General features: G+C 62.2%; 11 protein-coding genes. 10 read left to right on the forward strand and 1 reads right to left on the reverse strand.

The window, feature by feature from the left end:
• Window positions 1-183 precede the first annotated feature (183 nt).
• The 8 genes from xdhA to pdxR all read left to right on the forward strand — a co-directional run bounded on the left by xdhA (window position 184) and on the right by pdxR (window position 10,855).
• A complete protein-coding gene (xdhA, locus tag PU634_RS00970) occupies window positions 184-1,629 on the forward strand; it encodes a xanthine dehydrogenase small subunit (protein WP_306762219.1) in 1,446 nt (481 codons plus the stop codon).
• Window positions 1,622-4,021, forward strand: coding sequence for a xanthine dehydrogenase molybdopterin binding subunit (gene xdhB / locus PU634_RS00975; RefSeq protein WP_306762220.1), 2,400 nt, complete (start codon window positions 1,622-1,624; stop codon window positions 4,019-4,021). The genes xdhA and xdhB overlap by 8 nt, the downstream gene beginning before the upstream one ends.
• Before the next feature lie 43 nt (window positions 4,022-4,064).
• Window positions 4,065-4,889 (forward strand): xanthine dehydrogenase accessory protein XdhC, encoded by an 825-nt coding sequence (gene xdhC, locus PU634_RS00980; RefSeq protein ID WP_306762221.1) that lies wholly within the window; start codon window positions 4,065-4,067, stop codon window positions 4,887-4,889.
• 29 nt (window positions 4,890-4,918) lie between these two features.
• Entirely contained in the window at window positions 4,919-6,238 is a 1,320-nt protein-coding gene (gene guaD / locus PU634_RS00985) for a guanine deaminase (RefSeq protein ID WP_306762222.1), read from the forward strand.
• A 194-nt stretch (window positions 6,239-6,432) separates the two neighbouring features.
• On the forward strand, window positions 6,433-7,167 hold the full coding sequence (locus tag PU634_RS00990; protein ID WP_306762223.1) for a GntR family transcriptional regulator: 735 nt from the start codon (window positions 6,433-6,435) through the stop codon (window positions 7,165-7,167).
• Window positions 7,168-7,402: 235 nt separating this feature from the next.
• Entirely contained in the window at window positions 7,403-7,801 is a 399-nt protein-coding gene (locus PU634_RS00995) for a nuclear transport factor 2 family protein (protein WP_306762224.1), read from the forward strand.
• Between the two features lie 38 nt (window positions 7,802-7,839).
• A complete protein-coding gene (locus PU634_RS01000) occupies window positions 7,840-9,264 on the forward strand; it encodes an NAD(P)/FAD-dependent oxidoreductase (protein WP_306762225.1) in 1,425 nt (474 codons plus the stop codon).
• Window positions 9,265-9,388: 124 nt separating this feature from the next.
• Window positions 9,389-10,855 carry a MocR-like pyridoxine biosynthesis transcription factor PdxR gene (pdxR, locus tag PU634_RS01005; RefSeq protein ID WP_306762226.1) on the forward strand — a complete coding sequence of 489 codons (1,467 nt, stop codon included), beginning with the start codon at window positions 9,389-9,391 and terminating at the stop codon, window positions 10,853-10,855.
• A gap of 59 nt (window positions 10,856-10,914) precedes the next feature.
• Here pdxR and PU634_RS01010 read toward each other — a convergent pair whose 3' ends face one another.
• Window positions 10,915-11,955, reverse strand: coding sequence for a YeiH family protein (locus PU634_RS01010; protein WP_306762227.1), 1,041 nt, complete (start codon window positions 11,953-11,955; stop codon window positions 10,915-10,917).
• A gap of 142 nt (window positions 11,956-12,097) precedes the next feature.
• Between PU634_RS01010 and PU634_RS01015 the strand changes: the two genes are divergently transcribed.
• Both PU634_RS01015 and xsc read left to right on the forward strand, forming a co-directional pair.
• Window positions 12,098-12,994: a LysR family transcriptional regulator gene (locus PU634_RS01015; RefSeq protein ID WP_306762228.1), complete on the forward strand. Its 897-nt coding sequence runs from the start codon at window positions 12,098-12,100 to the stop codon at window positions 12,992-12,994.
• 251 nt (window positions 12,995-13,245) lie between these two features.
• Entirely contained in the window at window positions 13,246-15,009 is a 1,764-nt protein-coding gene (xsc, locus tag PU634_RS01020) for a sulfoacetaldehyde acetyltransferase (RefSeq protein WP_306762229.1), read from the forward strand.
• Window positions 15,010-15,107: the final 98 nt, after the last annotated feature.

The raw sequence follows: 15,107 nt of genomic DNA on the forward strand, positions 1-15,107 counted from the left end.
CGGCTGAGGTAGTGCCTGAAAATTGCATTTACAGCAGGCAGTTAACTATGAAGTGGGCATCAGTCGCAACCCGGGTGTAAATTTTTTGTTGACCGGGAGGTCAGATTTTAATTTAATTAGATGTGAAGATATTAACAACTCATTTGTTCGGCCAGACGCTGTAACCCCTGAAGGAGGCAAGCCGTGATCACCTTTCTGTTAAATCAGGAGCTGCGACAGGAACAAGACCTGTCCCCCAACATGACGGTGCTCAATTATCTGCGCACCCGCGTCGGCAAGACCGGCACCAAGGAGGGCTGCGGCTCGGGAGACTGCGGCGCCTGTACCGTGGTGCTGGGCGAGCGCGACGGCGATCGCATTCGCTACCGCTCGGTCAACTCCTGCCTGACCTTCGTTTCGGCGCTGCATGGCAAGCAGCTGATCACCGTGGAAGACCTGAAGTCGAAAGACGGCCGCCTGCACCCGGTTCAGCAGGCCATGGTGGACTTCCACGGTTCCCAGTGCGGTTTCTGCACCCCGGGCTTCATCATGTCGATGTTCGCCCTGAGCAAGAACAAGCCGGCGGCCAACAAACACGACATTCTCGAGGCGCTGGCCGGCAACCTGTGCCGCTGCACCGGCTACCGCCCCATCGTGGATGCCGCCAGGGCCATTGCCGAGCAGCCCGGCCTGGCCGATGAGTTCTCCCGCTACGAGCAGGAACTGGTGGCCCGGCTGGCAAAGATCGAGACCGACACCCTGGTGACCCTGAGCGGCGACAACAAGGTGTGCTTCTCGCCCACCAGCAGCGACGAGCTGGCTACCCTGCTGATTGAGCACCCGGATGCCCGGCTGCTGGCCGGCGGCACCGATCTGGCGCTGGAAGTCACCCAGTTTCACCGCGAGCTGCCCAAGATGATTTATCTCGGCAATGTCGCCGAGATGAAGACCCTGGAAGAAACCGACGAGGCCCTGATCATCGGTGCCGCCCGTAGCTTAAGCGACAGCTATGAGGCCCTGAGCACACTCTATCCCGACTTCGGCGAGCTGCTGCACCGCTTTGCCTCGTTGCAAATCCGCAATCAGGGTACCCTCGGCGGCAACATCGGCAACGCTTCCCCCATTGGTGATGCACCGCCGGTACTGATTGCGCTGAACGCCACGCTGGTGCTGCGCAAGGGGAACGCCGTGCGCGAGCTGCCGGTGGAAGACTACTTCCTCAGCTACAAGGTCACCGCCCAGGAACAGGGCGAGTTTATTGAACGCATTATCGTGCCCAAACCGGCGGCCCATCAGCACTTCAGGGTGTACAAGCTGTCCAAACGACTGGACGACGATATTTCCGCGGTCTGCGGTGCCTTTAACCTGACCATTGAAAACGGCATCGTCACCGACGCCCGCATCGGTTTTGGCGGCATGGCGGCAACTCCCAAACGCGCTGCCGGCTGTGAGCGGGCACTGGTGGGGCAGGCCTGGAACATGGCCACCGTCAAGACCGCGATGAAGGCCCTTGAAGCCGACTTCGAGCCGCTGTCGGACTTTCGTGCCAGCAAGGAATACCGCACCAGAACCGCGGCCAACCTGCTGTACAAGTGCTTTATCGAGCAACAGGATCTGAAACTGGAAACCAGGGTGACGTCTTATGTCTAACAAACCTCAGAACACGCTCACCATCGACGAAATGATGGCGAAGATCAAACAGGAGCTGCAAACCGGTGTGGGCCGCAGCGTGCCCCACGACAGCGCTGCCCGGCAGGTATCCGGCGAGGCCCAGTACATAGACGACCGGCTGGAGTTTCCCAACCAGTTGCACGTGTACGCCCGGCTGTCCGACAAGGCCCATGCCCGCATCACCAGACTGGATGTGAGCCCCTGTTACGACTTTCCCGGCGTGGCCATTGCCATTACCGCCGACGATGTGCCCGGCGAGCTGGACATCGGTCCGGTGCTGGCCGGCGATCCGCTGCTGGCCGACGGCAAGGTGGAATATTACGGCCAGCCGGTGCTGGCGGTGGCTGCCAATGATCTGGAAACCGCGCGCAAGGCCGCCATGGCCGCCATCGTGGAATACGAAGAGCTGCCGGCGGTGCTGTCGGTGGAAGAAGCGCTGGAGAAAGAGCTGTTTGTCACCGAAAGCCACAAGCAGCAGCGGGGTGACTCTGCCGCCGGCCTGAAAAAGTCCAAACACGTGATTGAAGGCAGCCTGCATATCGGCGGTCAGGAGCACTTTTATCTGGAAACCCAGATAAGTTCGGTGGTGCCCACCGAAGACGGCGGCATGATGGTGTTTACCTCCAGCCAGAACCCCACCGAGGTGCAGAAGCTGGTGGCCAGCGTCCTGGACGTGCCCATGAACAAGGTGGTGATCGACATGCGCCGCATGGGCGGCGGCTTCGGCGGCAAGGAAACCCAGGCCGCCGGCCCGGCCTGCATTGCCGCCGTGGTGGCCCGCCTCACCGGGCGCCCGGCCAAGATGCGGCTGCCGCGCATGGAAGACATGATGATGACCGGCAAGCGGCACCCGTTCTACAACCAGTACAAAATCGGCTTTGACGATCATGGCCGCATTCAGGCCGCCGAAATCACAGTGGCGGGCAACTGTGGCTATTCACCGGATCTGTCCTCGTCCATCGTCGACCGGGCCATGTTCCATTCCGACAACGCCTATTACCTGGGGGATGCCACCGTCATCGGGCACCGCTGCAAGACCAATATCGCCTCCAACACCGCCTACCGCGGCTTTGGCGGCCCCCAGGGGATGATGACCATAGAGCATGTGATGGACGAGATCGCCTCGTACCTGGGCAAGGATCCCCTGGAGATCCGCAAGATCAACTTCTATGGCAAGGCCGAGCGTAACGTCACCCATTACCATCAGCCGGTGGAGCACAATATCATTCACGAGCTGGTGAACGAGCTGGAGCTGTCGTCCGAGTATGCCAAGCGCCGGGAAGAAATCCGGGCCTTTAACGCCAACAGTCCGATTCTGAAAAAGGGCATCGCCATCACCCCGGTGAAGTTCGGTATTTCCTTTACCGCCACCTTCCTCAACCAGGCCGGGGCGCTGATCCATGTTTATACCGACGGCAGCATCCATCTCAACCATGGTGGCACCGAGATGGGCCAGGGCCTGAACACCAAGGTGGCCCAGATCGTGGCGGAAGAGTTCCAGGTCGATATCGATCGCATTCAGATCACCGCCACCAACACCGACAAGGTGCCCAACACCTCGCCCACGGCGGCGTCGAGCGGTACCGATCTGAACGGCAAGGCGGCCCAGAACGCGGCGCGCACCATCAAGCAGCGGCTGATCGACTGGGCGGCGGGGCACTTCCAGGTAAGCCCGGAAGAGGTGGTGTTCAAGAACAACTTCGTGCAGATCCGCGATACCCTGATGTCGTTCCCGGAGTTCGTGCAACTGGCCTATTTCAACCAGGTGTCGCTGTCGAGCACCGGCTTCTACAAGACACCGAAGATCTACTACGACCATGCCACCGGCTCGGGTCGTCCCTTCTACTACTTTGCCTACGGCGCCGCCTGTGCCGAGGTGGTGGTGGACACCCTGACCGGCGAATACAAGCTGCTGCGCACCGACATACTGCACGACGTGGGTGACTCCCTGAACCCGGCCATCGACATCGGTCAGGTGGAAGGGGCCTTTATTCAGGGCGCCGGCTGGCTCACCACCGAAGAGCTGGTATGGAACGACCAGGGCCGGCTGATGACCTCCGGGCCTGCCAGTTACAAGATTCCGGCGGTGGCCGACATGCCGGTGGATTTCCGCGTGAAACTGGTGGAAAACCGCAAGAACCCGGAAGACACCGTCTTTCACTCCAAGGCCGTGGGTGAGCCGCCCTTCATGCTGGGCATGTCGGTGTGGTGTGCACTGAAGGACGCCGTGGCCAGCGTGTCGGGTTACCTGCGTTATCCGCACATCGATGCGCCGGCTACCCCGGAGCGGGTGCTGTGGGCGGTGGAGCAGATGCATGAGCTGGTGGAGCGCAACGAAGCCGCCAGCGACGAGCCGGTCACCGCCAAGTAAGCCATCGGCGAACAGGGGCGGTGCGCCGCCCCGGGAGCAACACATGTTCAAGGACAACTGGATTCAGACCCTGGCCGAGCTGGAGCAGAGAGGCGAGCCCTGCGTCATGGTCACTGTGGTGGAGCACAAGGGCTCCACCCCGCGGGACAGCGGCACCAAAATGCTGGTGACCGAGTGCGGCTGTTACGCCACCATAGGTGGCGGCCACCTGGAGTACAAGGCGCTTGAGCTGGCGCGGCAGATGCTGGCCAGTGGCGAGCAGCAGATGCGCATCGAGCGTTTCAACCTGGGTGCCAGCCTGGGCCAGTGCTGTGGCGGCATGGCTACCATCATGCTGGAGCCGGTAGTACGGCCCCGCCATCATCTGGTGCTGTTTGGCGCCGGTCACGTGGCCAAGGCCCTGGTGCACATACTGGCGACCCTGCCGTTTCGCATCACCTGGGTGGACTCCCGGGCCGAGGAGTTTCCCGCCACCCTGCCCGAGGGGGTGACCGCTCTGGTGAGTGACGAGCCGGTGGACGAGGTGGACGATCAGCCTGCCGGCAGTTACTACCTGGTGATGACCCACAACCATCAGCTGGATCTTGAGCTCTGTGCCCGCATCCTCAAGCGGGGTGATGCCCGCTACTTTGGTGTGATCGGATCCCGTACCAAGCGCAAGCGCTTTGACTACCGGCTGAAGGAGCGGGGCTTTGACGACGCCGCCCTGGCCGGCATGATCTGCCCCATCGGCCTGCCCGAGGTGGCCGGCAAGCACCCGGCGGAGATCGCCGTGTCGGTGGCCGGCCAGCTGATCGCCGCCTACCGGGCCGGTGAGCCGGCCGCGGTGAGCGAGTCGGCCTCCGCCCCCCGGGCCGAGCACGCCTGATTTTACTGATTTCAAGGAGACGCGCAGAGATGACGCAACCCGTAGCCTATCGCGCCGCCATGCTTTACAGCCTGGGTGACCCGGTCAGGGTCGGCCTCGACAATTCCTTCGTCTGGCATGAAGACGGGATACTGGTGGTGGCCGATGGCCATGTTCAGGACGTGGGTCCGGCCCCCGAGGTGCTGGAGCGGCTGCCCGCCGGCACACGCGTGGTGACGCTTGAAAACCGGCTGATCACGCCGGGCTTTATCGATACCCATATTCATTTTCCCCAGACCGAGATGATCGCCTCCTACGGCGATCAGCTGCTCGACTGGCTCAACAACTACACCTTTCCGGAAGAGCGCAAGTTCGCCGACCGGACTCATGCCAGCAGGGTGGCCGGGTTGTTCCTGGATGAGCTGCTGCGCAACGGCACCACCACCGCCATGGTGTTCGGCACCGTGCACAAGCAGGCGGTGGATGCCTTTTTTGCCGAATCGGACCGGCGCAACACCCGCATGATCGCCGGCAAGGTGATGATGGATCGCCACGCCCCCGAGTTTCTGCTGGATACACCGGCGTCGTCCTACGCCGACAGCCGGGAGCTGATTGAGCGCTGGCACAACAAGGGCCGCCAGCTCTACGCGGTGACCCCGCGTTTTGCGCCCACCAGCACCGCCGAGCAACTGGCGGTGGCCGGCCGGCTGATGCGTGAATACGACGATCTCTACATGCAGACCCACCTGTCGGAAAACCGGCAGGAAATCGAATGGGTCAAGGCGTTGTTTCCCGAGCAGAAGGGCTATCTGGACGTGTACGACCACTTTGGCCTGCTCGGCGAGCGTTCGGTGTTCGCCCATGCGGTGCACCTGGAGCAGGAAGAAAGCGAACGCATGGGGGCGACCGACTCGGTGATTTCCCACTGCCCGACTTCCAACCTGTTTCTGGGCTCCGGACTGTTCGATCTGCCCGCGGCCGAGCGACACCGGATTCGGGTGGGGCTGGGCACCGACGTGGGCGCCGGCACCAGCTTCTCCATGCTGCAGACCATCAATGAGGCCTACAAGATCCAGCAGTTACAGCAGCACAAGCTGCACCCGATGAAGGCCTTTTATCTGGCCACGCTGGGCGGGGCCGAGGCGCTGCGTCTGGACGACAGGCTGGGCAACCTGCTGCCGGGCAAGGAGGCCGACTTTCTGGTGCTGGATCTGGCGGCGACGCCGCTGATGAGCGCGCGAATACAAAATGCTCAAACCTTGTACGAAAAGCTGTTCGTGCTGATGATGCTGGGGGACGACCGGGCCATTGCCGAAACCTATGTTTACGGTGAGTGCCGGCACAGACGTGACCATCCCCAAGCGCAATAAGGGCCATTCGAGTATGAAAAAACGCCCGGGCCGGGCGTTTTTTGTGTTCAGTCACAGACTTGGACATTGCGACTGTCCCATTGGCCAAAAGCGCGTTAAATTGTATACGTGATCTGTAACAATTTTTTAACTGGAAATGGCAAGGGTGGTGGTGCTCACGTCACCGCAGCCAACACCGCAACTGGAAACCAACTATGAGTTCACTCAGTCAACTGGAGCCAAGACCTGTCAAGTCGAGCTCAAATACTCAGGACGATATCGTCTACGAACACATTTTCGACGCCATACTGGAACAGCGCCTGGCGCCGGGCACCAAGCTCAGCGAAGAAGCGCTGGGCGAGATTTTCGGTGTCAGCCGCACCATCATTCGCCGCGCCCTGTTGCGTTTGTCCCACGAGCAGGTGGTGATTATCCGGCCCAACCGGGGCGCCGTGGTAGCCGCGCCCAGCGTGGAGGAAGCCCGGCAGATCTTTGCCGCCCGCCGCGTGGTGGAGCTGGCGGTGACCGAGCTGGCAGTACTGAATGCAACCCCCGAGAGCCTGGCCCGCATGCGCGCCATGGTGCAGGAAGAGCAGGACGCCTTCGCCCGGGGCGACCGGGGCACCGGCATACGTCTGTCGGGGGAATTTCACCTGGAGCTGGCGCACATGGCTAACAACACTCCGCTGCTCAACTTCCAGCGCAGCGTGGTGTCCCAGACCTCGCTGATCATCGCCCAGTACGAAGTCGGCCATCAGGCCCACTGCTCCTTTAACGAGCACGAGATCCTGCTCAACGCCATCGAGAGTGGCGACAAGGACACGGCGCTGCAGAAGATGACCGAGCACCTGAACCACATTGAGGCCAAGCTCAATCTGGACGGCGACTCCGCCTCCACCGATCTGCACGTGGTCTTTTCCGGCGTCGCCAAAAAGCGCCGCGGCCGCTGAACCCCCGCACAAAACGGCTTTCGGGGCAGAATCACTTCCGCCCCGGCCTTGCCATGTCCGTGTTTTGCCCGCCCTTGTCTTTTTACCCTCGCTGCTGATTGTCTGGTGGTCCAAGTCAAGCCATGCAACTGGCGCTACCGGGTCTTGTGCCTTTCCCCCTAATGTTATGAGCATGTAAACGGCCCGGTGTGCCGGGCCATGTTCATTGCCACTTGCTGGCCAAGGGAGAATTGATATGTCCACTGAAAACAACCAGAAAACCATTGCATTGCTGGAGCAGCTGTTCGCCGCCTTTAACCGCCACGACATTGACGGCGTCATGGCCTGCATGACCGACGATGTAGTGTTTGAAGGCGCCGCCGGCCCCGAAGCTCACGGCAACCGCTTTGTCGGCGCCGATGCCGTGGCCGCTGCCTTTATCAATGTGTGGACCACCATGCCGGATGTGCAGTGGAAAAACACCAGCCACTTTGCAGTGGGTGATCGGGGCGTGTCCCAGTGGACCTTCTGCGCCAGCACCCCGGACGGCCGTCGCATTGAGGCCGACGGGGTGGATCTGTTCACCCTCAAGGGTGGCAAGCTGGCGCTGAAACAGGCCTTCCGCAAGGATCGTCCGCTGCTGGATCCCCAGTAAGCCTCGGCCGTCTCATTCTGCTAACGGGAATCACGAATATGGATATGGTCAACAACACTCAGGCGGACTTCCGCCAGCCGGCCAAGGCCGATACCGTGCTGGATCGTTACGATCCCAGCTATGATCCCCTGGTGGCCGCCACGCCCGGACGGGGTCAGCAGTATGCGCCCACCTACTGGGTGGCCACTGCCGGAACGCCGCCGGAGGATGATGGCCCCGTGACCGGTGACATGGATGTGGATGTGGTGATCATCGGCAGTGGCTTTACCGGCCTGTCCGCCGCCCTGCACCTGGCCAAGGAGCACGGCATCAAGGCCACCGTGCTGGAGGCCAACCAGGTGAGCTGGGGCTGTACCAGCCGCAACGGCGGCCAGGCCCAGAACGCCTCGGGCCGGCTGACCCGCTCCCAGTGGATCAAGCGCTGGGGGCTGAGCACCGCCCGCAAAATGCACGACGAGGTGCAGGAAGGCTTTGACACCTTCAAAAACCTGATCAAGGAAGGCAACATTGACTGTGATCCCCAGACCGGCGGACACCTGTATATTGCCCACCGCGACAAGGCCATGCGCAAGCTGGAGGCAGAAGCCAGGGTGCTGCGGGAGCAGTTCGGCTATGAAACCGAACTGCTCGACAAGGCCACCCTCAGCCGCGACTACGTCAACGAGGCAGAAGCGGTGGGCGCCATGCACGAGCCGGAAGGCATTGGCGTGCATCCGCTCAAGCTGGCCCACGGTTACCATCGCATGGCCCGGGAGCTGGGTGCCACCATACATCCGTCCAGTCCGGTGCTGGGCTGGGAAACCATCAATGGCGTGCATCACATCAAGACCCCGGGCGGCACGGTGCGGGCGCGGGCGGTGGGCGTGGCTACCGGGGGATATACTTCCCAGGGGCTGCATGCCAGCCTGAACAGCAAGATCATGCCCATTCTGTCGAACTCGCTGGTGACCCGGCCGCTGACCGAGCGCGAGATTGCCGAGTGCAACTTCAGAACCAATGAAGTGATCACCGACACCCGGACCCTGCGCTACTACTATCGCAAGCTGCCCGACAACCGGGTGCAGATCGGCAGCCGCAGCTCCATTACCGGCGCCGATGCCCACAACCCCAGGCACCTGCAAATGCTGATCGACGGCCTGCATCGCAAGTTTCCGCCGCTCAAGGGCATTCAGATCGACTACTCCTGGTGGGGGTGGGTGGATGTCAGCCACGACATGATGCCGCGCATCTACCAGCCCGACGACAGGGAGCAGATTTTCTATGCCCTGGGCTACGGCGGTAACGGCGTCATGTTCTCGGCCCATGCCGGCCGGCGTATGGCCCAGCGCATTGCCGGCATTCGCGAAGGCTTTGAGCTGCCCATTTACAACTCGCCGCTGCCGGGGCACCTGTTCGCACCCTTCCGCCGGCTGGGGCAGCGCATGCTCTACCACTGGTATCATTTGCGTGACGAAGTACTGTAAATTGGCATTTCATTGTTAACAATGCTTTTACTTTTCCGCCCTGTGAGTTAAAACAATTTTACTCACAGGGCGGACCGCATGTTCCCGCCAGACGAACCCGACTCGCTGACAGGAAAGCCTTTTCATGTTTCAGTTGTTCCACCTTTCCACCGAAAAAAACACCAGCCTGCAACAACAGCTGCGCGAGCAGATCGCCGCCGCCATTCTCAATGGCAACATTCCCCTTGACACCCCGCTGCCGTCCAGCCGCAAGCTGGCCAAGCAGCTCAGCATTGCCCGCAATACCGTGGTGCTGGCCTATGAGCACCTGCTCGACGACGGCTACCTGCTGGCCAAAGAGCGCAGCGGCTATTTCGTCAATCCGGAGATTCTGTCAAAGCGCCCCGAGCTGCCGGCGGAAAAGGCACCGGTTACCGAGGGCACGCCGCCGGACTGGCGCCGCAAGCTCAAGCTGCACCCCAGCGAGCAACACAACATCAGCAAGCCCAGAGACTGGCAGAAGTACCCCTATTCCTTTATCTACGGCCAGTTCGATCCCACCCTGTTTCCCAGCAACAACTGGCGCGAGTGCTGCCGCGATGCGGTGAGCATTCCGGCCATTCGCGACTGGGCGTCCGACAGTTTTGACAACGACGACCCCTTGCTGATCGAGCAGATCCGCACCCGGCTGTTGCCCCGGCGCGGCGTCTGGGCATCGGCGGAGCAGATCCTGGTCACCGTGGGCGCCCAGCAGGCGCTGTATCTGCTGGCCAAGCTGCTGCTCGACAAGGACAGCACCATCGGTATTGAGGATCCGGGCTACGTCGACATTCGCAATATCGCCACCATGAACCCGGCCCGGGTACGGCCGCTGCCGGTGGATGAGCAGGGGCTGGTCATCGATGACAGACTGGCCGGCTGTGACCTGGTGTACACCACCCCCAGCCACCAGTGTCCGACCACGGTGACCATGCCCCTGGAGCGGCGCTTTGCCCTGCTGGAGCAGGCCAGCGCGCAGGATTTCCTGATCATCGAGGATGACTACGAGAGCGAGACCAACTTCAAGGCCAACCCCACACCGGCACTGAAGAGCCTGGATCGCAATGATCGGGTGCTCTATGTGGGCAGCCTGTCCAAGACGCTGGCGCCGGGGCTGCGGCTGGGTTACCTGGTGGGGCCGGCGGAGCTGATCCGCGAGGCCCGGGCCCTGCGCCGGTTGATGCTGCGCCACCCGGCCGCCAACAACCAGCGCTCGGTGGCGCTGTTTCTGGAGCGGGGCTACCACGATGCCCTGATCATGAATCTGGCCAAGGCCTATGAGGCACGCTGGCAGGAAATGGGCGCGGCGCTGGATGAATTGCTGCCCAGCTCCAGCCGCCAGCCCGGTTTTGGCGGCTCCTGTTACTGGGTGCGGGGGCCGGAAGGCCTCGACAGTCGCATTTTGCGCAAGGAGGCGGCGGATCGGGGCATATTGATCGAGCCCGGGGATATTCATTTCTTCGGCGATGAAGTGCCGCTTAACTATTTCCGGCTGGGCTATTCCTCCATCGCCGCCGAGCGCATTCGCCCCGGCATTGAAGCCCTGGTGGCGCTGATCCGGGATATGACCTGATAAAGAAAGCCCCGCATTCGCGGGGCTAAAAATAGCAAGGCTAATAAAAAGAAGGAATATCAGCCCATCAGCAGCAGGTAGGCGATCACCAGCAGGGCGATAAAGGCGGTTTCCAGCACCACCAGCAGCACCGGTTTCCAGCCCACCGACAGAATGTCCTTGAGCTGGGTGCGCACGCCCAGGGCGGCAATGGCGGTGAGCAGCAGCCAGGATGAACTGCCGGCCAGGGGCTGGGCGATGTCCTGGGGAATCCATCCCAGGCTGTTGAGCACGAACAGCACCACAAAGCCAATCAGAAACCCGGGAATGGCCACTCGGCTGCCACTGCCGTTTTCGCCCTTTTGGCTGGCGGCGCGACGGATCAGAATGCCGATGGTCATCACGATGGGCACCAGCATGGCCACCCGCAGCAGCTTCACAAAGGTACTGAGGTCACCCACCTCGGCGGACATGCTGTAACCGGCGCCCACCACCTGGGCCACGTCGTGAATGGTGGCGCCGATAAACAGGCCGGCTTCCTGCTCCGACAGGCCCAGCGCTTCGCTGATCATGGGGTAGAAAATCATCGCCAGGGTGCTGAGGGTGGTGACGCTGATCACGGTAAACAGGGTGTCGCGCTTGGCCTGCTCGCTCTGGGGCAGCACACTGCTGATGGCCATGGCCGCCGAGGCGCCGCAAATGGCCACCGAGCCACCGGTGAGGGTGCCGAACTCCTTTGAAAAGCCCAGCCAGCGCGCCATGATCACACCAAAGCAGATGGTCAGCACCACCGCGGAGCACACCATCAGCATGGGTTGCCAGCCAAGCGTAAGCACGTCGCCAAAGGTGATGCGCAGGCCCAGCAGGGCCACGCCCAGGCGCAGCACGGTTTTGGCCGACAGCTCCAGGCCGGGGGCGCACTGGGTTTCATGGCTGAGAAAATTGAAGGCCAGCCCCAGCAGCAGGGCCATCAGCATGGCGGGAGCGCCGTAATGCTGAGACAGAAAACTGGCGGCAATGCCGATGGTGGCGGCCACGCAAATGCCGGGAAAATAGCGTTTGCGGGTGCCGTCGAGGCGGTGCAGCAGGCCCATTACCGGAGAGTGGGTGTCGGCAGCCATGGGAGTTCCTCCGAGAAGCAAGACATAGGTATGAATGTTGCTGTTATGTTATTGATGATGGTGTCGGGCGAGCCAATGCCGTTTTCGGCCATCACGGTTACTTTTTTGCATAGGCGCTATTTTCACAGACAAGGACGCATTGATGGAAACCAAATGGCTGCATGATTTTATCGCGTTGAGTGAGCAGGGCAGCTTTTCCCGGGCGGCGGAAAGCCGCTTTGTCACCCAGCCCGCCTTCAGCCGGCGCATTCGCTCGCTGGAAAACTGGCTGGGGGTGGCACTGGTGTGCCGCAACCGCTATCCGCTGGCACTGACTCCGGCGGGCGAGGCCTTTCTGGAACAGGCCCGCCAGTTGCTGGCCCAGATCTACGGCATACGCAGCCAGCTGCGCCTGAGCCAGCAGCAGACCCCGGGCCTGAGCCTGATCACCCAGCCGGCGCTGGCGGTGACCTTTTTTCCCGCCTGGCTGCACCGGCTGCGTCCGGCCCTGGGCGAGGGCCTGGTGCGGCTGAACACCGGTCATTACCACGAGGCCATGGAGCAGTTTCTGGCCGGAGCGGTGGACTTTCTGCTGTGCTTTGCCGAGTCTGACGGCGCCGAGGCGCTGCAGCGCCCGGACGTGGAGCGGCTGCAAGTGGGCCAGGACCGGCTGGTGCTGGTAAGCGCCACCGACGAGCGGGGCGCGGCCCGGTTTCGGCTGGATGACGACCGGCCCCTGCCGCTGTTGCTGTACCCCGCTGATGCCTTTCTCGGTGCCCTGATCCAGCGCCAGTGTCTGCCGGAGCTGGGGGAGCGCCCCTGGCTGCCGGTGTGTGAAAATGCCCTGGGCGAGGGGCTCAAGGCCCAGTTGCTGCAGGGGGAAGGCGCGGCCTTTCTGCCCGAAAGCCTGGTGCGTGACGAGCTGGCAAGCCATCGGGTGGTGGCACTTTCCGGGGTGCGCACCCTGGAGCTCAACATCGAGCTGTGCCGGCTGGGCGAACCCCGTTCAACGCTCGCCGGGCGCTTCTGGCAGCAAAGCCGTTTACAGGCCGGCGGCTGAGCCGGTCGATCCCATTTTTTTAACGCTGGCGTAACATGGGTGGCAAAACTGGCCCTATGTTCCCTTGCCCCCCCTTCCTAAGCTGTTTCCCAAGCGAGCCGTCAAAGTCCCTGTGTGGCTTTGAGGCCTGCTCGTCATAACAAACGCAAACGTACCGGTTGCCGAACAGAAAACGGAACATTGAACTCAACCCAACCGAGGGGGATGGCTTCAGGCCGCCACCAACGGGAAACAGCAAAAGGAAGACAGCTATGCCACGTATGACTCCCAGTGAAGCTTTGGTCGAAACCCTGGCGGCCAACGGTGTTACCGACGTTTTCGGTATCATGGGCTCTGCCTTTATGGATGCCATGGACATCTTCGCCCCCGCCGGCATTCGCCTGATCCCCACGGTGCACGAGCAGGGCGCCGGACACATGGCCGACGGCTATGCCCGGGTCAGCGGTCGCCACGGTGTGTGTATCGCCCAGAACGGCCCCGGCATCACCAACTTCGTGACCGCCATCGCCGCCGCCTACTGGGCCCACAGCCCGGTGGTGTGCATCACCCCGGAAACCGGCTCCATGACCCAGGGGCTGGGCGGCTTCCAGGAAGCGCAGCAGCTGCCCTTCTTTGAAACCATCACCAAATACCAGGGCCATGTGGCCAACCCGGCGCGCATGGCCGAGTTTACCGCCCGCTGCTTTGATCGCGCCATGCTGGAAAACGGCCCGACCCAGCTCAACATTCCGCGGGACTTCTTCTACGGCGACATCAACGTGGAAATCCCTGAGCCGATCCGCATTGAACGCGGCGCCGGCGGCGAGCAGAGCCTGCAGCAGGCCGCCGCCCTGCTGGCCGAGGCCCAGTTCCCGGTGATCATCTCCGGTGGCGGCGTGGTCATGGCCGACGCGGTGGAAGAGTGCAAGGCCCTGGCCGAGTACCTGGGCGCTCCCGTGGTCAACAGCTACCTGCACAACGACTCCTTCCCCGCCAGCCACCCGCTGTGGTGTGGTCCCCTGGGCTATCAGGGCTCCAAGGCCGGCATGAAGCTGATTTCCCGTGCCGACGTGGTGCTGGCCCTGGGTACCCGCCTCGGTCCGTTCGGTACCCTGCCGCAGCACGGCCTGGACTACTGGCCGAAGGAAGCCAAGGTTATTCAGGTGGACTGCGACGCCAAGATGCTGGGCCTGGTCAAGAAGATCTCCGTGGGCGTGTGCGGCGATGCCAAGGCCGCCGCCGTGTCGATTCTGGAGCGTCTGCAGAACCTGAACGTGGCCTGTCTGGAGAACAAGGGCGCCCGCGCCAGCGAAATTGCCGCCGAGAAGCAGGCCTGGGAAGACGAGCTGGATCAGTGGATCCACGAGAAGGACGACTACTCCCTCGACATGATCGCCGAGCAGTCGGAAGAGGAAGGCAGCTACCTGCACCCGCGTCAGGTGCTGCGCGAGCTGGAAAAGGCCATGCCCGAAGACGTGATGGTGTCCACCGACATCGGCAACATCAACTCCGTGGCCAACAGCTACCTGCGTTTCGAGAAGCCGCGCTCCTTCTTTGCCGCCATGAGCTTCGGCAACTGCGGTTACGCCCTGCCCACCATCATCGGTGCCAAGACCGCCGCGCCTCATCGCCCGGCCGTGTCCTACGCCGGTGACGGCGCCTGGGGCATGTCCATGATGGAAATCATGACCTGTGTGCGCGAGAACATTCCGGTCACTTCCATCGTGTTCCACAACCGCCAGTGGGGTGCCGAGAAGAAGAACCAGGTCGACTTCTACAACCGCCGCTTCGTGGCCGGTGACCTGGAAAACCCGAGCTTTGCCGACATCGCCCGCGCCATGGGTGCCGAAGGGGTGACCGTCGACAAGCTGGAAGACGTGGGACCCGCCCTCAAGGCCGCCATTGAGCGCCAGATGGAAGAAGGCAAGACCACCGTCATTGAAATCATGTGTACCCGCGAGCTGGGCGACCCCTTCCGTCGTGACGCCCTGTCCAAGCCGGTACGTCACCTGGATAAGTACAAAGACTATTGCTGACAGGTACGGCTGCCCGCTCCGGGCAGCCTTTTTGCCCGGTCGCCCGCGGCCGGGTCTTTTCAGCAAGCCAACCCAATCCCGTTTGCCGAGCGGTATTC

The sequence above is a fragment of the Oceanimonas pelagia genome, assembly GCF_030849025.1.
Classification (GTDB): Bacteria; Pseudomonadota; Gammaproteobacteria; order Enterobacterales; family Aeromonadaceae; genus Oceanimonas; species Oceanimonas pelagia.